Annotated in this window: 17 protein-coding genes and 1 pseudogene; 2 read left to right on the top strand and 16 right to left on the bottom strand. The window is 42.9% G+C overall.

The features are described 5' to 3' along the window. Positions 1-45: 45 nt before the first annotated feature. The 11 genes and pseudogenes from AC4CV5_RS09745 to AC4CV5_RS09695 all read right to left on the bottom strand — a co-directional run bounded on the left by AC4CV5_RS09745 (position 46) and on the right by AC4CV5_RS09695 (position 10,914). On the bottom strand, positions 46-795 hold the full coding sequence (locus tag AC4CV5_RS09745; RefSeq protein WP_166852772.1) for a polyketide synthase: 750 nt from the start codon (positions 793-795) through the stop codon (positions 46-48). 38 nt (positions 796-833) lie between these two features. Then, complete coding sequence (locus AC4CV5_RS09740) at positions 834-1,613, bottom strand: enoyl-CoA hydratase/isomerase (protein ID WP_166852775.1); 780 nt, start codon at positions 1,611-1,613, stop codon at positions 834-836. Then, on the bottom strand, positions 1,601-2,863 hold the full coding sequence (gene pksG / locus AC4CV5_RS09735) for a polyketide biosynthesis 3-hydroxy-3-methylglutaryl-ACP synthase PksG (protein WP_166852778.1): 1,263 nt from the start codon (positions 2,861-2,863) through the stop codon (positions 1,601-1,603). Before pksG ends, AC4CV5_RS09740 begins: the two co-directional genes overlap by 13 nt. After that, a complete protein-coding gene (pksF, locus tag AC4CV5_RS09730; protein WP_373923616.1) occupies positions 2,864-4,111 on the bottom strand; it encodes a polyketide biosynthesis malonyl-ACP decarboxylase PksF in 1,248 nt (415 codons plus the stop codon). After that, positions 4,089-4,337: an acyl carrier protein gene (locus AC4CV5_RS09725; RefSeq protein ID WP_166852784.1), complete on the bottom strand. Its 249-nt coding sequence runs from the start codon at positions 4,335-4,337 to the stop codon at positions 4,089-4,091. Before AC4CV5_RS09725 ends, pksF begins: the two co-directional genes overlap by 23 nt. Before the next feature lie 78 nt (positions 4,338-4,415). Then, positions 4,416-6,698 (bottom strand): ACP S-malonyltransferase, encoded by a 2,283-nt coding sequence (gene fabD / locus AC4CV5_RS09720; protein ID WP_490922638.1) that lies wholly within the window; start codon positions 6,696-6,698, stop codon positions 4,416-4,418. Then, positions 6,695-7,669 carry an acyltransferase domain-containing protein gene (locus AC4CV5_RS09715; protein ID WP_490922637.1) on the bottom strand — a complete coding sequence of 325 codons (975 nt, stop codon included), beginning with the start codon at positions 7,667-7,669 and terminating at the stop codon, positions 6,695-6,697. The genes fabD (AC4CV5_RS09720) and AC4CV5_RS09715 overlap by 4 nt, the downstream gene beginning before the upstream one ends. A gap of 518 nt (positions 7,670-8,187) precedes the next feature. Continuing rightward, the gene (fabD, locus tag AC4CV5_RS09710) at positions 8,188-9,054 is read right to left on the bottom strand and encodes an ACP S-malonyltransferase (RefSeq protein ID WP_490922635.1); all 867 of its coding nucleotides are present in this window, start codon (positions 9,052-9,054) and stop codon (positions 8,188-8,190) included. Then, positions 9,051-9,322: pseudogene (locus AC4CV5_RS09705) on the bottom strand (hypothetical protein). The gene fabD (AC4CV5_RS09710) and the pseudogene AC4CV5_RS09705 overlap by 4 nt, the downstream one beginning before the upstream one ends. 111 nt (positions 9,323-9,433) lie before the next feature. Then, positions 9,434-10,111: an MBL fold metallo-hydrolase gene (locus AC4CV5_RS09700; protein WP_222142857.1), complete on the bottom strand. Its 678-nt coding sequence runs from the start codon at positions 10,109-10,111 to the stop codon at positions 9,434-9,436. Between the two features lie 185 nt (positions 10,112-10,296). Continuing rightward, a complete protein-coding gene (locus tag AC4CV5_RS09695; protein ID WP_490922633.1) occupies positions 10,297-10,914 on the bottom strand; it encodes a TetR/AcrR family transcriptional regulator in 618 nt (205 codons plus the stop codon). Positions 10,915-11,034: 120 nt separating this feature from the next. Between AC4CV5_RS09695 and AC4CV5_RS09690 the strand changes: the two genes are divergently transcribed. Further along, the gene (locus tag AC4CV5_RS09690; protein ID WP_166852803.1) at positions 11,035-11,592 is read left to right on the top strand and encodes a hypothetical protein; all 558 of its coding nucleotides are present in this window, start codon (positions 11,035-11,037) and stop codon (positions 11,590-11,592) included. Between the two features lie 146 nt (positions 11,593-11,738). Next, the gene (locus AC4CV5_RS09685) at positions 11,739-12,194 is read left to right on the top strand and encodes a regulatory YrvL family protein (RefSeq protein ID WP_326220449.1); all 456 of its coding nucleotides are present in this window, start codon (positions 11,739-11,741) and stop codon (positions 12,192-12,194) included. A gap of 494 nt (positions 12,195-12,688) precedes the next feature. Here AC4CV5_RS09685 and mutL read toward each other — a convergent pair whose 3' ends face one another. The 5 genes from mutL to miaB form a co-directional block, all read right to left on the bottom strand. After that, positions 12,689-14,575, bottom strand: coding sequence for a DNA mismatch repair endonuclease MutL (mutL, locus tag AC4CV5_RS09680; RefSeq protein WP_222142853.1), 1,887 nt, complete (start codon positions 14,573-14,575; stop codon positions 12,689-12,691). A gap of 15 nt (positions 14,576-14,590) precedes the next feature. Next, positions 14,591-17,167: a DNA mismatch repair protein MutS gene (gene mutS, locus AC4CV5_RS09675; protein ID WP_166852812.1), complete on the bottom strand. Its 2,577-nt coding sequence runs from the start codon at positions 17,165-17,167 to the stop codon at positions 14,591-14,593. Between the two features lie 132 nt (positions 17,168-17,299). Next, the gene (gene cotE / locus AC4CV5_RS09670) at positions 17,300-17,845 is read right to left on the bottom strand and encodes an outer spore coat protein CotE (RefSeq protein ID WP_003221022.1); all 546 of its coding nucleotides are present in this window, start codon (positions 17,843-17,845) and stop codon (positions 17,300-17,302) included. A 260-nt stretch (positions 17,846-18,105) separates the two neighbouring features. Further along, a complete protein-coding gene (gene ricA, locus AC4CV5_RS09665) occupies positions 18,106-18,537 on the bottom strand; it encodes a regulatory iron-sulfur-containing complex subunit RicA (protein ID WP_166852830.1) in 432 nt (143 codons plus the stop codon). A 1-nt stretch (position 18,538) separates the two neighbouring features. After that, positions 18,539-20,068, bottom strand: a complete 1,530-nt coding sequence (miaB, locus tag AC4CV5_RS09660) for a tRNA (N6-isopentenyl adenosine(37)-C2)-methylthiotransferase MiaB (protein ID WP_166852832.1) — start codon at positions 20,066-20,068, stop codon at positions 18,539-18,541. Positions 20,069-20,117 lie beyond the last annotated feature (49 nt).

Here is a 20,117-nt window from a genome sequence, read left to right as displayed (position 1 = left end):
CGCGCTGCCTCCATTTCACCTGCAAATTTTTATGTAGACTCTTAGTTAATTTCCATACAAACCTTTGATTCTCGTTTTGACTTCGTCTTGATGAAATGTTTTCTCATGCATCATCAATTCCTGTTCTATGACGTGCGGCAGCTGCTCACGAAGCGGGGCCACCAAATGATTTTTTAATGTAATCAATGAGTTTCTCGGCTTTTCCGCCAGTTCATGCGCCAGCTCCACTGCATAATCTACTACTTCCGCACGGGGCAGCACTTTAAAAGGAATCCCTCTTTTTTCAAGATCAGCTCCGCGATAGCTGCCCGCATTCATTAATATTTCCTGTGCCAGGCTGAATCCCAGTTTTTTAGGAACGATAAAGGTGGCGCCCATTCCAGGCGTAAATCCGTATTTCATAAAATTAGCTGTATACACACTCTCTCTGCTCAAAATGACAATGTCAGCAAAGAGCCCCATGACAAAGCCGCCTCCAATTCCGTGGCCCTGCATAGCCGCAATAACCGGAATCTCGCAATCCAGCGCCAGAGAATAAAGATTGTCATCCGTGAACTTGGTCAATCCCTGCTGAATTCGAAGCAGTCCTTCTTGCGTTCCCCCTGAAGCAAAATAATTATCATACCCTGTCAAAATGACCGCTTTATAATTGGTTTTCTGCCGAATAAATTCAAACGCTTGAATTAAACCATCTGTCAGTTCTTGTGAAAACGCGTTTTTATGAGTGCGGTCATGCATCTTTACCTGAATAATAGCGGGCTCAATTTCGATGAGCTCTACAACAGAATGCGTCATGATGTCCTCCTAACGGTTCTGATTGACATCTTTTCAAATTACTGATTCTCCCATGGGAATTGGCCTGTTTCAACATACCTGATGATTCCCATTTGGTTTTGAGGATCTGAAAACATGTCTTGGTTTGCAGTCAAGGCGATGGATTTCGAACGGCTGACTTGATGATCAAGCGAGCTCATAAACTGTTTATAACGCGCGATTCCCTTTTTATTCAGCCTGCGCAAACGCAATAAATGCTTTCTCAGCAGCACCTCACTTTGAGCCTCAAAGGCATCTATTAACCCCCATTCACTGGCTTCCTGAACGGAAATCGGCTTTGTCATAAGTGTCATATAGTGTGCTTTCTGCCAGCCGATCCGGCGGACCAGAAACGGTAAAACACAAGCCGGATACAGACCGAATAGCAGCTCAGAGAGACTGAATGAAGCCGTTTCATCAGCAATGGCAATATCTGTGGCCGAAACGAATCCAAGGCCGCCGGCATTCACTTTTCCCCTGACATGCGAAATTGTGACATAAGGACCGGTCTGTAACTTCAGCCACAAATCATAGAGAGGCTCCTGGGAGCTTGCCTGTTTTCTGCCGCTTTTCATTTCCTGATAGATTTCATTAAAATCCGCACCGAAGCAAAATACCTCGGGAAGCCCTTCTAAAACGACAACCGTAACCGATGATGTCTCACATTGGTTTAACACTTGCAAACATTCTTCTATGAGTGTGTCATTAATCGTATTATTCGCTTCAGGGCGGTGAAATGTGATATAGCAAACCGACTCTTGAAAGCGGACCTTTATCGTTTGATAGGTCACGAGATCCACCTGTACTTCCGATGGAACTCAGAAATTTCTTCTAAAAACAAGCGCGGCTTCTCTTGAGTAAACTGCACGATGTCCGGTATCATCTCAAAATCTAGCTTTACATTCCGCGTCCCGAACCGCACCATCCCGTTCCCCTTAAACAGCAGCTCATACTCTTCCATGGAGAGCCGATACCTACGATCTAAATGCTTCTCAATGCCAAATGAACGCTGGCGTTCCTGACCTTCCGGAGTTGTAATTCCGCTGTAAAATTCAGAACAGCAGCCTGATCCATAGGAAAAACAGCCGATTCGTTTAGGCGAGTCAAACCGCCCTTGGTCTATCGTGCTGGCCAATGCCAGAAACAAGGCAGCCCCCATAATATTTCCAACTCGTTGGCAGTAGTTTAAACCTGGCTTTACCCGATTTAAAAAATCCGTTTCAATCTCAGCAGTTTTCACCTTCGCCACCTTACGCATCATTGTTCGGTGTGCGCCTTTCACCATCCCCCCAAAAGGCGTATGGTAAGCAAGGTATTGAAACGTGTCCTGATAACTGGCACCGGGTACACGTTTTTGGTATTCCAGAAAGGTTTGTTCGCAGCAATCCAGATAGGACATTAAAGACAGGTCAGAATCTCCCGCTTCACTGTCGGGAATGGGACGGCAGGTATCCATCACTTCATAGCCGTAATAGCCATTTGCTCCGGGATCTATTTGAAACACCTCGGGATTTTCGCCTACTAAAATAGCCACCGCCCCAGCTCCAGCGCTCGGTTCGGCATAAGACCAGTCTTCACTTAAAGCGTCTCCGCCCTCAGCGATTAAAAAACGTGAAATATCACTGGCGATAACCAGTGCTTTGGCACCCGGAGAGGTCTGGGATAATATAAAATTCACTGCCATCTGAAATCCTGCCGTTCCTGAATAACATGCCTGCTTAATCTCAAACAAACGGCAGTTGCGGTTAAGCCCTAAATATTCATGGATATATGTACTTAACGATTTCCCAAAGTCAATCCCGGATTCAGAGCAAGTGATCAGTAATTCAATCCGGTCCTTTTCTGCTTCGGATAAAGCATCAATAATCGGCTTAGCAGCATTGACTCCAAAGGTCACCGGATCTTCATAAGGCAGTGCAACAGCTTTTTCTTTCATTAATAAGTTTTCAAATCTAGCAGTATCTAAGTGTCTATATTTGGCCAGTTCCATGACATCAAGGTATGCCGTTCCGCCAAAGACATTCATCGCTTCTATTCCGGCTGAAACCATTTATGATTCGCCTCCACATTTCTCAATGTTTTGTATACAAACCGCGGTGTTCATTCCGCCAAACCCCATACTTAAGCTCAGCGCATTTTTGATGCGGTATGAAATCGATTTCTTATTTACCCAAGGAAAGGAATCATCGATTGGATGATCCAAGTTCCGGCTCGGGTGAAGGGCAGATTCTCGCATTTGCAGCAGAACAGAAACAATCTCTACGATTCCCGCCGCGCTAAGGCCATGCCCGGTTATCGATTTTGTTGAGTTAATATAAGCATGGGATAGCCGGCATGCATGCAGCGCCTTTAATTCAATTTCATCACCAATAAAAGAACCTGTGCCATGGGGATTAATATAATCAATCTCTTCTGGTGAAAGGCCGGCACGCTCCAGCGCCTCCTGGATGACATGAATCTCACCTTCTAAAGAAGGATCGGGATTACGGTTCCCGTCTAGTTTGATTGACCATCCGGACAATGCTGCATAAGGTTTGACACCTCGGTGTACGGCCGTCTCTTTTCGTTCGATCACCAATGCGCCGCATGATTCTCCATAAATAAACCCGTCTCTGCTTTGATCGAAGGGACGGCACGCTTTTTCAGGCTCATCAGCATATTTGTCCGTTCCCATAGCGCCTAAAGCCCTTAGCGCCTCGCATTCCATATAAGAAAGATCCATTAGAGCACCGAGTGCTATGCAAATATCAACCTCGCCAGACAGGACTTGCTGAATCGCATGAATCACCGCTAACTGGCCGCTGGCGGAGGCTCCTCCCGCCGTATAAGCTAGGCCCGTGATGCCAAACTGATCTGTGCAAAGCCCGCAAAGGTCGCTATCCATAAAAGACAGGCCATACGCCGGCGAAATAAAGCCAGAGCGATCTTGATAACTTTCATAAAGCTGTAAGGTTTCTCTCTGCTGAAAATTTGATCCACCGACTACCAGTCCAATACGTGCGGAATCGGTATCGTCTAATTGAGCCTCCTCCCAAGCTTCTGAGAGAGTTACCAATGCAGCACGGCTGGAAAATGACGCTTTTCGCAACAATTTTTTAGAGAGGCGGTCGGGATAAGACAATGACGCAATTTCTGCTCCGATAAACCGGCTGTCTTTTTGTCTGCCCGGACGCTTCATGACATCAAAGGCATGCCTGCCGGAAAGCAGCGAAGAAACAAAGGCCTCTTTCCCTTGACCGATGGCTGCCGTGACGCCTACACCGGTCACCACCACCTCAGACAGATTGCACTTTGTCATAAAGCACCTCAGCTAATTCGCCGATGTTTTTCACCCCGGACAGCTCAATACGGGGAATTTTTAATGATAAATCCTCAAGCACCATTGTGATAATTTCTGCTCTGTCCACAGAGTCAGCTCCTAACTCGACTAACTGATCTTGAGGCTCAAAACTGTGTCCATCTAATTCAGGAAGTACCTCGCAAATATTGGTGACTAACACTTCAAAGATTCTCTGTTTATCCATAACGCGCTCTCTCCTTCAAGGGATCATTTTATAGGTATATTTTCACAATATTCTAACTACTGCTCTTCTGCTATCTGATTAATACGAAGGTTGATACATTGATTGCATCCGTTCATGAAGCAATGCTGCCGTTTCTGTCATTAATGTTCTTCCGATCTCATCCACATGGCGATTGCGCCAGTTTTCTAATTCCGATCCTTTGACCCATTGATTAAAAGCTCCTAAAGCTGGACCGCAGTGAATTTGATAATCGACCTTCGAATGTTCGTCTCCGCTTATTGCCAAGTTGGAGGTGTATCTGAAGTACCACCTGAAAATCAAAGCCATTTTATGCTTCGCATTTCGTTCGGCCTTCTCAATTTCTGCCGCGGGATAATGCGATGTAATATCTTTATATATGTCTTCTATACTGCGTTTGAAGTATTTCTCCTCAAGCTGGGTCAACATCTTTGCATCCAGCTCACGTATTGACCCATATCGCTGGTACAGTTCGTATAACTTGCTTGCCCGCGCTGGAAAGAATACGCCTTTCTTCAGCACTTGCACTTTGCTGCCCGCTTCAAACATATCACCCGCAGGCGCATAGGCTGTATCTTGTACATTCATCTGCTGAAGCAAATCCTTTACTTTATCACTTGTCGCCGCCTCAACCGTACATTGATTGATTGAGCCTGTCACAATAAAATCCGCACCAAGCATAAAAGCTGCCACTGCTGCATCAGGCGTTCCAATTCCTCCAGCTGCCCCAACTCTTATTTTTTTCGGATATTGATATTTTTTCATCATTTCATCTCTTAATGATGTCATTGCAGGCATCAGGCTGTATGCCACACCGCCATCTGTATGACCGCCCGAATCAGCTTCAACACAAATATCGTCAGCCACCGGAACGGACCGCAATAATTCAGCTTCACTCACTGTGATTTTATTTTCTCCTAAAAGCTTTTGCAGCATATTCTCAGGCGCAGGACTCAGAAATGATTCTGCAACTTCCGGCCGTGATAGTTTCGCAATGATACGATTTAAGCATATAATTTCACCATTGGGGTTTCGTTTCACTCCTTTTGCGCGATACCTTACCAATGCGGGAGTGACACTTAAAAATGCTGAAGCTTCCACATTTCTCACTTGATGCTTTAATAAAAGATCAATCATTTTTTCTTCTGATTCAGTATGTTTCATGTTGTGGACGAGATTGATGCCATAGGCTTGTCCTTCCCCTAACTCTCCTTGAATGGTGAGGATCGCATCTTCAACCTCATTCAGACTCAGGCCGCCTGTGCCAAAGAACCCCATCATACCCGCTCTGGACAGCTTTACTATCATTTCTTTCGAAGCAATGCCGCGGTACATTCCTCCTGCAAGATAAGCATATGTAAGATGATAATCCCGTTTAAACTCAGCACTTCCTAAAGACTCTGCCGTAATCCCAGCTTGAACATTAGGCCGATGGACTGCAGATTCGGAATGACTTGAAGCAAGTTTCTTTTCGGGTGCATGTGTTAAGGGTTCTGCTTCATTTTTAATCCGATGTATGAGGCCAGTTAGAACAGTTCCAGGCCCGATCTCTTCAAACTCCATTTCTCCTCTTCCCATCAGAAAACGTATGCTGTCCGTCCATTTCACTGTCCTGTCCATTTGTTCAGATAATGTCTCTTTTAATCTGTCCTGATGATACGGTTCTGCATAGACATTCGAGATAACCGGGATAGCTAAAGGCGCAAATTGGAATGAATCAATAAATTGCTTAAATTCCTGTTTTGCTTGTTTCATATATCTGGAATGAAAAGCTCCGCTTACGTTTAAAGGATGAAACAGCTTTACATCCTTGGTGTTTTCAAAAACCGTTCGGGCTTTTTCGATCTCTTTTTTCGGGCCGGAAATCACAATTTGCCGGGGCGTATTTTCATTTGCCACATCAATGTCATGGAGATGGTGCTCTTCTAAAACGGCCGTAGCTTCTTCCTTATTCAAGCCAATCACAGCAGCCATTCCGCCTCCTGTAATTCGTCCCATCAGTTCGCCTCTTTTTTTGACGAGTCTTAATCCGGTTCCAAAATCAAATGCACCCGCTGCAAACAGCGCATTGTATTCTCCTAAGCTATGACCGGCCGCAAAATCGGGTTTTCTGCCTGTCTCTTCCACTCTTTTCAAATAATTGAGTGCATTGACGACGTACAAAGCCGGCTGCGTGTACTGAGTATGGTTTAAATCCAAATAAGATTTTTCGATACAGAGCTTTTCTATTGAATAGCCCAATATTTGATCTGCTTGGTCAGTCAAATACTGATATTCTTCAAATAGCCCTTGACCCATCCCCTTTTGCTGGGAGCCTTGCCCTGGAAAAACATATGTAATCATCTTGTAAACTTCCTTTCTGGTTTACGGAAACACTCAACCGTATTCAGATTTTTCAGCTCCTGATGAAATGGTGTCATGATCGAGCAGCAGCGGTTAGCTGAATCTCCCGAGACCAGCTGTTTCGCAAAAGCAGCTAAGGTGCCGGACGGACCTAAATCTATAAACCGACATGTATGTTGGCTTTCCAAATATCGAATTGCATCGCGAAATCTCATTGGCTTTCTGACCGCATCCCAAAGGAAATGCTTGTCCATTTCGTGAAGGCAGCCTCCCGTTAAACTCGATACAACCGATATTGACGGGTTTTTAAAAGAAATTGATCTTAAAAATTCTGCATACTCACTTTCTGCTGGATCAATAAGCGAAGAATGAAAGGCATAGGACACAGGCAGCAGTTGGCAAAGAATCTGTTTCTCTTTTAGAGCCTCCATGATCTGCTTTATGTTTTCTTCTTCACCAGAAATGACGAAGTGCGAATCATAATTGATAGAAATGAGTTCACTATTTCCAAACAGCTGCGGATAATCATTCAGTAATTGCGGTTTATCAAGAATGGCAAGCATTTTCCCTTTATCGCAAGATTTTTGGATGATTATAGCCTGTTCAAGTATGCAATCCAGTATATTCTCTGCGTCTGATACACTTGAAACAGCGGCCGATGCGAATTCTCCCAGACTTGATCCCAATACATAATCAGGATAGATTCCCCTATCTTCCAACACTTTGTATAAGGAATACTCAACCATAAAAATGGCAGGGTGGGAAAAAAGAATGCTGTCAAACGGATCCGACACACGTTTAGCAGGATGATAAATTTCTTCAACAATGGATGTACCAATTCGCCGCGCTGCAATGGCATCCATTTCCAGCATCGATTGGCGAAACACAATACTTTCCTTAAATAATTCCTTCCCCATATGATAGTACTGGGAACCTTGTCCGGAAAACATAAAAACGAGCGGTTCATTCATATGCATAACCTACTTTTTTTATATTTATGACGGCTATTTTGATTGTTCATCTCCATGTATGCTGTAAAAGATACACAGCAGCGAGTGAAATCAATTTATTTAATGAAAAGACATAATGCAAATAGAAATAAGAAGAATCAACTTTAGGAGGATTGCTTTTGATGCTCTGGATGCGGCTCTTTTATGAAGTGGATCGTAGATGTATGTTGATTTCTCAAAATTAATATAACTTGATGACAGGATCAGCAAAGAACATCGACTCTATGATTGCTTGGTGCGGTTAAATTGAGGCTATCTAGATGTGAGAGTGATGGTATGGCATACCGGCTGAAATAGTCCTAATGTCTAATAAGGTGCGAACATGTTTTACAGCCTCTTTATGTAACAGTATATAAAGTTATTCATTTAGAAACAGTGTCATTTGAACGATTGCATCTCTAAAGCTTTATACCTTAAATGTAAGGAAATCTGATCTTATCCCTGCTTTATGCGGTGCATGGTCATAGGAACAACCATTTTTAACGGGGCGTTGGTTCCGCATCTTTCTTTATGCGATGAATTAACCCTGTTAAAACATTTCCAGGTCCTATTTCCTCAAACTCCATTTGGCCTTTTTTCAGTAAGTAGCTTATGCTATCAGTCCATTTCACTGAATGATTGATTTGATCTGCCAGCGTCTGCTTCATGTATTCGTATGTATACGGTTTGGCATACACATTAGAAATAACCGGGATAGACGGAGGCGAAAAATGAAAGGTATGAAGGAACTGCTCGAATTCTTCTTTTGCTTTATTCATGTATCTGGAATGAAACGCGCCGCTTACGTTTAAGGGGAGTACCATTGTAACTTCAGTCATCGTTTCAAAAAGAGATGCGGCTTTTTCAATCTCATCTTTTTTTCCTGAAATCACAATTTGATATGGGGCGTTCACATTAGCGATATCAACAGCGTGTAAACGGTATTCTTTTAGAGTCTTTGCAACCTGCTCTTCATTTAATCCCATAATAGCGGCCATACCGCCATTGCTCACCATACTCATCAGCTCGCCTCTTTTTCTGACAAGCTTTAAACCTGTCTCAAAATTAAAGGCTCCAGCTGCAAATAACGCATTGTATTCACCCAAGCTGTGCCCGGCGGCAAAGTCAGGCTTAGCTTCTGCTTCCCTGATTTTTTTCAGATAGCTTAATGCGTTTACCACATATAACGCCGGCTGGGTAAATTGCGTTTTGTTTAAATTGGAATACGGATTTTCCAGGCAAAGACGTTTGATTGAATATCCTAAGATCTCATCTGCCTGATCCGTCAGTTCTTTAAATTCATCGAATAGATCGCTTCCCATTCCCTGTTTCTGCGAACCCTGACCCGGAAAAACATATGTGATCATTCTCTCAAACCCACCTTTCGGATTAGTAGATGTGTTTTACTTCTGTATGATTTTATAAAAAATAGTGATGACCGGATAAATAGTAGCATGTTCATGTTGATGGTAACCTCTGTAAATATTATCCGTCAAGTTAATTTTTCCTACAGTTCACTCGATTGTTTTCCTGCTTTTTTCAATTGAGGCATAAAGGATCAGGGGATATAGCAGAACATAAGGAAAATGACCTGCATCACATATAGGGCGCGGATATGATCAGAATACGCTTCATCTTATCTCCTGAGCCTAGTTCGAAATAAATAAAATCGTTCTATATAACCATTTTAAAAATGACTAATCATTTAGATATTCGAAGGAAAATAGGAGAATAGATTCAGAAGGCTTATTTAAAATCAAAAATACCTTTTTGGTTTTTACGAGTGCGAAATTTCACAAAATATTCTTTCTTATCAATTTGAAAATAAATATTATACTGAAAAAGATCCTCTATCGTATGGCCGGGCGCTTTTCCAAACGAGTGACCAGGATAAACCCGTACATAGGGGGAAACCTCTGACTTAATCCTTTGAATGCTTCTGAACATCTCTTCTGCAGAACTGCCATCACCCTCACATATGCCGCACCCTTCTGTAAATACCGTATCTCCGGTAAACATACTTTCAGAAAACAAATAACACATTCCGCCGGCTGTATGCCCCGGTGTAAGGAGGCATTTTGCTCTTGTGTTTCCTATGCTGATCGTCTGATGATCATGCAGGCCAATTAAATTTCGGCAACGGAATTGATAATAATCAATTTCTTTTTTTGACATATAAACTTGAGCGTTAAACATCTTCGTCAGCGGCTCTACCAGGTTTACGTGATCATAATGAGAGTGTGTCAATGCAATTGCTGTTAATTCAACTTCCAGTTCGGAAAGTTTAGTTGTTATTTTATTCAGTTCCCATGAAGGATCAACAACTATCGCAGATCTGCTTACAATATCCTCAACGATATAGCAATAATTCGTCCAGCCCTGATACCTTGTTTTTATGGGATGTACCTTATAGGTAAGATTCATTTACACCATTCCTATCATGTAAAGTTCTTTAATGATGGGCAAACTGTTCCACCCACAGTCTGTCTTTCATTCCACTTTACCAAACAGCATCATCGTTTTCCATTTTTTTCAGAGATCCTTATACATATAAAAAAGCTATTCTTTTGGAAGCATGTCCAACGAGAATAGCTTTTTCGCACTATATCTTAGGGATTTCTTTCTTCTGTCTCATATGTTTCTTCCACGCAAATTGATTTTACATGCTGCGTGATGACACGTTTGATCCTGTCTTTATTCACTCGCACAGGGTCAAGCATCGCATGTAAAGCCAAGCCGTCAATAAGCGCGTAAAGTCTCTCAGCTTCAATGTCTTTATCAGCATTCTGCTTCAGTAAATCGAATTCTTCTAAATAGGCAATCAGATTCCGCATGCCGCTGTAAATCCCGTCATGATTCGCATCAAACATATCTTTTTTATGTCTGGCGTAAACCGTAAAAGCAAACCACACCTCCATCTCTCTAATCGTTTCTTCATTCGTTGGGACAATTTCAAGCAAAATATGTAGCACTTTTTCCTTAGGAGGCAAATCCCTCATTGTAATGTCCTTAATTCGGGCCATCGCCTTTTCTTGAACGAGTTTCATTGCAAAAACAAGCAGTTCATCCTGAGTAGAAAAATAATGGCGCAGCGCACCTAATGACAATCCTGCTTCTTTTGCTATGTTTCTGGCTGAGGCTCCCTCCATCCCCCGTTCTAAAATCACACGCCACGTCGCTTCTGCAATTTGTTTTCTTCTTTTCTCATGGTCAATTTGTTTCGGCATAGCTTTATTGTAACAAGAAAAAAATAAGAGAGCAATTTTTATAGTACAGTTGTGTTGCAAAAACAAAGGTGGTAACATATAATTTAAATAATACAACTGTATTGAAAAGAGGGGGATGGATTGAACGGTATCGCATGGATGATTGTCTTCTGTGAAATTGCGTTTTGGGTTGTCATTGTTTTAGGGCTTGCTGTACGCTATCTATTCAAACAACGTGCATTAGGACTGCTATTCCTAGCATTAACCCCAGTTATCGATTTAATCTTATTAACGGCAACTGCCGTAGACCTTTACCGCGGAGCCTCAGCGACTGCAGCCCACGGGATTGCCGCTGTTTACATCGGGATATCGATCGCCTATGGAAAACAAATGATTCAATGGGCGGATGAAAAATTTCAATATTATGTGACAAATCAAGGATCCAAACCGCTGAAGCGATATGGAATGGATCATGCCAAACACAATGCTAAAGGCTGGATAAGACACGTGCTTGCCTACCTTATCGGTGCGGGATTATTAGCAGGGATGATCTATCTCATCAATGATTCTGCCAGAACTGACGCATTAAGCGGCATTCTTAAAATGTGGACAGTCATCATAGGTATTGATTTTCTCTTTACCGCCAGCTATTTTATTTGGCCAAAAAAAGAGAAAACTTCGGCGAATCTCAGGAGTTAACATGACGAAAAAGGCCCTTCCCCCAGCGGAAAGGACCTTTTTCGGTTTTGTAAAAATATGTTATACTATTTTCGTTAGAAAACTGACTTATACAAATTTGGAGCTAATTCAAGGGTAAGAGCAAGCAGATGAAGGGAGTTTCATACTTGAGCCAAAAAGAACAGAACGAGCACTCTAAAGATTTTAACCTGAAATCAAAATTAATCGGAATTGTATCTATCACTTTCATCGTTGCCATTGCACTTGCAGTGATCTTCGGCGGATATTTCTTTGGGATAAAAGGATTATTCTCCATACTAGGCGTCTCATACGATTCCAATCAAACTTTAGTTTTATTTATTTTAGTCAGTTTTGCTGTTGGCTTGATCATAGACCCACTCACAAAAATTGTCTCTATGATTCTGGCAAAATCACTTTCATTGAAAAAGACTGCACTTTTTGCTTTTATACTGTACTTTGTGAGCAATTTCATAACGATCTGTTTTGCAGATTACTATATTCAGTCTATATATATTCCAGATGTCTTGCTTCTTGTGATATCAGCATTGATGGCTTTCATTGAACTTGCCTTTGATGACCAGCCAAATGGGGAAACTGCTTAAGATCGCCTATGATGATGTAAGCGAGTTTTGCTATTATCATTCTTATCGTCTAATTTGGCCAATTAGACTACAAGAAAATGTAAATGATGAGTGGAATCATAGAAACGATAATGATAGATGATATGGCAGAAAACAAAGCACAATTCCATAACTCCTTATACGTTACCAGTTATAAAAGCGGACAAAAACAAGTATTTTCCTTTCATCGTTCAAAATAAAACTCCCTGTTTACACGAACAGGAAGCAAAATACAATGATGTAATTTAAATTCTGCATTCTGTAATTATTCTTACATTCGGATCATCAAGTTCATCCAAAACGATAACTATATTTGCACCACAAGACATGTTTCCACCCCCCTTGCCCCAAATATATATCAATTGCAATTATTTGTAAATAAAAGTTTATTATAAACTGTTACTTCAAACAAGTAAAAAAAGCATTGATCCATTCAAAGAATGTCTCAATGCCTAAATTCCCCATGACAAACCCCTCTACATCACGCGTTTGAACATCTTTTCCATCTCATACGTGGAATGGTGAATGATGATCGGACGGCCGTGCGGGCATGTAAATGGGTCTGATGTGCTTCGGAGGTCGTCCAGAAGCGCTTTGATCTCGTCATTTCTGAGGTGGCGGTTTGCTTTGATGGAGCCCTTGCAGCTCATCATAATCGCCGCTTCCTCACGCAGTTTTTTAATATCAATATTTTTGGAGTCGAGCACCTGCTGAATGATTTCTTCTATCAGCTCGGCTTCTTCTCCTTTCGGAAACCAGGCCGGGTGGCAGCGGACGATGTAGCTGTTTGAGCCGAATGACTCTAAAAAGACACCAACGCTTTCGAGTTCTTGTTTGTGCTGTTCAATAATCAATGCCTCGTTCGTGGAGTAGTGGAACGTCAGCGGCACGATCATATCCTGCACCTCAGGCTCAACCTCCCCGACCTTTTCACGGAAATATTCGTACTTAATACGTTCTTGGGCGGCGTGCTGGTCGATAATATACAGGCCGTTTTCGTTTTGTGCCAATATATAAGTTCCATGCATTTGGCCGATCGGGTACATAATCGGAACCCGCTCAGACGTTGGCTGCGGCTGTTCCTCATGGTATTCTTCCTGCTCAAATGTTGCAGGCTGTTCTTCAGAAACATCAGGCACCTTAATGCTTTGTTCCTGGTCAACGATAGGAGGCGTATCAAATTGGAGAGGAGGCAATTCTTCCTCCGCATCAACTGATTCTTTTACGACTGAGCTGAGTTTCATTGGTGAATAAGATGGCGCAGGCGCTTTTTCCGGAACTTTTCTTTCCGCAGGCTTTTCATCAAAGGTTATGAACTGCTGCTCATTTTTGATAACAGGCGCCGATTTTTTCGGAAGCTGGGCACTCGGGATCAGCTGCTGCTGTTTAAATACATCTTTAATTCCGTCACGAATTAAGTCATGAAGCTCTGTTTCCTTGCTGAGACGGACCTCAAGCTTCGATGGGTGTACGTTGACATCGACCAAAATCGGGTCCATCGTAATTTCTATAAAGGTAATTGGATGGCGTCCAATCGGCAGAAGCGTATGGTATCCTTCATGCACCGCTTTGACGAGCGGGAAATTCTTAATATAACGGCCATTGATCACAGACGACATATAGTTTCTCGACGCCCGTGTAATCTCTGGGAGGGCGATATATCCCTTAACTTCAAAATCCAATGAGCTCACATGCAGCGGAAGCATTTTTTTGGCGACAGCCGTGCCGTAAATCGCTGCCAGGACATGGCGCACATCTCCGTTTCCGTTCGTTTGAAGCAGGTTTTTCCCATGATGGCGCAGGCGGATCGATACCTCCGGATGGGCCAGAGCAATACGGTTGACCACATCTGTAATGTTCCCAAGCTCTGTATGAACGGTTTTCATATATTTCAAGCGGGCCGGTGTGTTAAAAAACAGATTGGAAACGACAATTTCGGTTCCCTTCCTGCTTGAGGAGCGCGATTCGGAAATCATATTTCCTCCTTGGAGTACAAGCTTCGTCCCTGCTCCTTCACCGGTGCTTGTCGTAATCTCCAGATGAGAGACTGACGCGATACTCGGCAGTGCTTCTCCCCTAAAACCAAGCGTTCTCACCCTGAATAAATCATTTTCATCTTTTATTTTACTCGTTGCGTGGCGGCGGAAAGCACGCTTGCAATCTTCATTTTCCATTCCTTCGCCGTTATCCAATACCCGAATGGATGCAAGACCCGCTTCCTCAATATCGATTTCAATGACTGTGCTGCCAGCGTCAATCGCATTTTCTACCAATTCTTTGACGACTGAGGCGGGGCGCTCGACAACCTCGCCCGCCGCTATTTTATTTGAAAGCTCATCTGACAGCTGGATGACTTTTGCCACATTCATCACCCCGTTTTAATGTAATTTCTTCTGCAGCTTGTACACTTCATTCATCGCTTCAAGCGGTGTCATATCCAATATATTAAGTGATTTGAAGGCATCGAGCACTTGCTTTTCTTTTTTTGAAAGCTTCGGCGCTTCTGCCGGCTTTTCCGCCTCATCAAAAAAGGATAACTGTGCCGGCTCTTCTTTGACCTGAGATTTTTGCACCGGCACTTCCGGTTTGTTCCCTGAATGCTCAAGCTCTTTTAAGATATCTTGAGCGCGCGAAATAAGATCTTCCGGCAGCTCGGCAAGCTGGGCTACATGGATACCGTAGCTTTTGTCAGCGGCCCCTTCTTTAATTTGATGAAGAAATACAACCGTTCCATTATATTCTTCAGCGCGAACATGAACATTTTTCAGCTGAGGCAGCTTGTCCTCAAGAACAGTCAGCTCGTGATAGTGTGTGCTGAACAGCGTTTTGGCGCCGATATGATCGTGAACATATTCGATAATCGCCTGTGCCAGCGCCATGCCATCATAAGTGGACGTTCCCCGTCCGATTTCGTCAAAGAGTATAAGACTATTTTTCGTCGCATTGACAATCGCATTTTTAGCTTCAAGCATTTCCACCATAAATGTACTTTGTCCGGAAATCAAATCATCTGCAGCACCGATTCGCGTGAAAATTTGATCAAAAATCGGAAGCACCGCTTTCTTCGCAGGTACAAAGCAGCCGATTTGCGCCATAATGGAAATGAGCGCGATTTGTCTCATATACGTGCTTTTCCCTGACATGTTTGGACCGGTAATGAGAAGCATTTGTCTGTTATCGCCCATCATACAATTGTTCGGGACATATTCCTGACTGTCCATGACTTTTTCAACGACCGGGTGTCTGCCTTCTACAACTTCGACTTCATCTTTAGAGAACTCCGGTTTCGTATAATGACGATTCTCACTGATTGTCGCAAAGCATTGCAGCGCGTCAAGCTCACTCATCTGTTTGGCAAGCTGCTGCAGCCGCGGAATATACATTTTCACTTTCTCACGCAGCTCGGTGAACAGCTCGTACTCCAGCTCGCAGATGTTATTTTCCGCTTCTAAAATGAGCGCTTCTTTTTCTTTTAATTCAGGTGTAATGTAGCGCTCTGCATTTGTTAACGTCTGCTTCCGCTCATAGCGCCCTTCCTCAAGCAAATGCAAGTTCGCTTTTGTCACTTCAATATAATAACCAAAAACTTTATTGAAGCCGACCTTTAAAGAGCGAATACCCGTGTATTCCCGCTCCTGCTGTTCCAGGCGGGCAATCCAGTCTTTTCCGTTTCTGCTTGCATCACGGTATTCATCAAGCTTTTGATTGTATCCGTCTTTAATCAGGTTCCCTTCTTTTAACGATAGAGGAGGGTTTGCGTACAGCGCTTCTTCCAGCAATTCAAGCACATCGCCACAAGGATCAATCCGTTCCGCACGTTCCTTGGCCTTGTCATGAGCCAGTGAAGCAATCAGCTGTTTAATGCCAGGCACTTGCTTTAACGATTCCTTCAGCTGAATTAAATCCCGTGCATTGACATTTCCAAATGCGACGCGGCCTGCAAGGCGTTCTAAGTCATATACTTCTTTTAACCGTTCACGCAGGTCTTCCCGCTCGAAGAAATGGGACATCAATGTTTCCACCATTTCCTGACGCTCTTCAATTTGATTGACTCTGATGAGCGGCCGGTCAATCCACTGTTTAAGCAGCCTGCCTCCCATTGCAGTTTTTGTTTCATCCAGCAGCCACAAAAGAGAGCCTTTTTTATTTTTCGAGCGGATCGTTTCAGTCAGCTCCAGATTTCGCTTTGAGTACAAATCAATTTTCATTGCTTCCTCAAGCTCATACACCTGTACAGGCTGAAGATGATCGAGGCTGCGTTTTTGGGTTCTTTTCAGATACGTATACAAGCGCAAAAATGTTTTTGTTACATCTTCATTATTTAAGTGCTCAATGATCGTTACGTGCTCGTCTGTTTCACCATCTTCAATTGAGATCGTTGCACCGCACCGCTCTTTCAGCTGTGCGACCGTATCGGCATCCAAGCTGCCTGAAACGACGATTTCCCGTGCGCCGACTGAATAAATTTCTGAGATGACATCTTCCAGCCGTTCAATCAAGACAGCCAAATTTTCTCCCGTTGTTAAATCAGACAGCGCGAGCCCGTATCCGTTCGAACAGGCGGAAACAGACGCGATAAAGTTGTTTTCTGATTCATGGATGCCTTTGCCGTCCATTACAGTTCCGGGCGTAATAAGCTGAACCACTTCTCGTTTCACAACGCCCTTTGCGGCTTTCGGATCTTCCGTCTGTTCACAGATCGCTACTTTGTATCCTTTTTTAATCAGCTGCTCGATATACGCGGAAGCAGAATGATACGGCACACCGCACATCGGTATTTTTTCAGCCGCACCGCCGTCTCTGCTCGTTAACGTAATTTCCAGCTCTTGTGACGCTTTTTTGGCGTCGTCAAAAAACATTTCGTAAAAATCACCAAGGCGAAAAAATAAAAAGGCATCCTGGTGCTCTGCCTTTATTTTTAAATATTGCTGTATCATAGGCGTATAACCGGCCATTGTTTAATCCCTCACTATGTATCAACGTTTCTATTTTCCAACCTTCATTATAACACAAACAAAAAGTGATAAAAGAATGATATATCAATATAAAAAAGAGACTTGGGGGTGCTGTCTCCCCTAGTCCCTTTTTTATTCTTCAGGATCTCCCACTAAAAATTCCGGGTTGATGTCTTCCAGCTCTTCATCAAGCTCATCTTCCCAATCTTCTTCGTCTTCCTCTTCCCAGTCAGGATTGACCTCAACAACTACCTTTGTTTCTCCTACCACTTCCGCCAAAAACTCCCTTTCTGCCTGCACAACAATTTTGTTTCCATTCGGTGAAATGGTCACTTCAAGACAGTTAGGCTGCTGAAGGACTTTCGCAATCACTTCATGCTCATCATCTAAGTAATTGTTGTCTCTGTATCTGAGTTTAATGACATCTACGTATTTCACCCGTTCTGTGACAACCTCTGTTTTTGTGTTGTCCGCGTAAGAGTACCATACGTTTATATCATAATACCCTTCAATTTCTACTGTTTTCCCGATTTTTTCAGCGTCATACTTGTGGTTAATGATCCAACCGCCCAAAATGCTGCTCGGTTTTTTCTCAGGGGAGATGGTATTGGTGCACTGAGTGAATTTTCTGCCTTTCGCTACTACCGCCTTCGTAATAATTTCCCTGTATTCAGACATTCCGGCATGCCTCCTTGTTCTTCTTCGTGTTATCTTATGCTGGGCATTTGTCTAGTGTGCATTTTTATAAATAAAATATAAAAATACAAAGTTTCTGTTCCATTGTATGCAGGCGTGCCTAGAAACTTTACTTTTAAGTGCGATAAAGTTTACTTGCGGCTAAGCAAAGAAAAACAATTGAACATTTGGTACATAGATTATTTAGTTCATTTTTATCCTCATATAAATAAAAAAACACGGGCCTATAAAAGGCACCGTGTTTAAAGAGAACAGCTGTTATTTGAATGCTTCACCTTCGAACCGGTTTCCCCTTTTAGCAGGTCGCCTCCGGTTGACGTGATAATTTCATTTGTGACTTGGTTGGAAATGGTGTGTGCAACGAGCTGCAGAAGGTCATTTACCTCCGTCTGCGAGTCTCTAAATTCCTGGATGACAGGAATCTCTTCAAGCTCCTCTTGCAGCGCGTCAATTTTTGCTTCTACTTGTTTGAGCGCTTCATGCTTTTCATAATGCTTCAGATTCACAGCTTGCTTTTGCAGGGCTTTAATCTGATTAACAATTGTAGACACTTTGTCATTCTCATTGATTTGCGCTTCAGCCCGTTTGAAAAAATCAACCTCTTCTGTTTCAGAGATCATTTTTGCAAGGTTTCGGGCCTGCTGCACAATGTCTTTTTTTGAGTAGAGCGTCATCTTATTTCACCTCGATTGCTTCTCCTACCATTTCTCCGTCAAGCGACCATGTTTTCGCTTGCTGGATTTTCACGCGGACGATTTTGCCGATGGCTTCCTTCGGCCCTTTGAAATTGACAAGCTTGCTTTTTTCAGTGTAGCCGGCAAGAATATCGGGATTATTTTTGCTTTCACCTTCAACTAATACTTCGACAACCTTGCCTTCGTATTCCTTCATTTTTTTAGCAGAAATTTCATTTACCAGTGCGTTTAGACGCTGCAGACGTTCTTTTTTCACGCGCATTGGTACATTATCTTTCATTTTGGCAGCCGGAGTGCCTTCACGCGGAGAGTAAATGAACGTATAGGCGCTGTCAAACTCCACTTCACGGTATAGAGAAAGGGTTTCTTCAAACTGTTCGTCCGTTTCGTTCGGGAATCCGACGATAATGTCAGTTGTCAAAGATGCGTTCGGCATTGCTGCTTTAATTTTTCGAACCAGCTCCATGTAACGCTCTCTGTCATATTTGCGGGCCATCAGCTTCAGAATCTCTGAGCTTCCTGACTGAACCGGAAGATGAATGTGATCAAGCAAATTTCCGCCTTTTGCGAGCACTTCGATGAGGCGGTCGTCAAAGTCACGCGGGTGACTCGTTGTAAAACGGATTCTCGGAATATCGATTTTTCTCAGTTCATCCATCAAATCACCGAGGCCATACGTCATATCTTCAAAGTCTTTTCCGTACGCGTTTACGTTTTGGCCTAATAGTGTAATTTCTTTATAGCCTTCACTTGCGAGCCTTCTTACTTCCTGAATGATCTCTTCAGGGCGGCGGCTTCTTTCTTTTCCGCGTGTGTAAGGCACAATGCAATACGTACAGAATTTGTCACAGCCGTACATGATATTGACCCAGCCCTTTATTTTTCCGTTCCGGACTTTTGGAAGGTTTTCAATAACGTCACCTTCCTTGGACCAAACTTCTATGACCATTTCTTTTGAAAGGTATGCTTCTGACAAAAGCTCTGGCAGGCGATGGATGTTATGCGTTCCGAAAATCATATCGACAAACGGATGTTTTTTCAAGATCCGGTTCACGACTGATTCCTCCTGGGACATACATCCGCACACGCCTAAAATCAGATCAGGATTGTTTTTTTTCAGCGCTTTTAAGTGCCCCAGCTCACCAAACACCTTGTTCTCGGCATTTTCACGGATGGCACATGTGTTTAACAAAATGACATTGGCATCGTCAACAGAGTTTGTCGCTTCGTAACCAAGAGCCATAAAAATCCCTGCCATAACCTCTGTATCATGTTCATTCATTTGGCAGCCGTACGTACGGATATAAAACTTTCTTCCGTCTCCCAATCCTTTAAATTGTTCAGAAATTTTAAAGTCATTATGATAAGTAACGGCTTCCTTGCCTCGTTTTTTCGCATCTTTTAAGGAAGGCGGAATATAAACAGCTTCAAAGTACTTGCTGTAATCCTTCTCGGATTTTTTGTCCGATGGATTAACTTGTCCGCTCTCTAATTTTTGTTTTTCATTCATGTCATGATTTCTCCTTTCAAACCAAACTTCCACCCTTCAGTATAAAGGT

The sequence above is a fragment of the Bacillus sp. NS1 genome (assembly GCF_058248265.1).
This window is presented reverse-complemented; position numbering and strand designations above follow the sequence as displayed.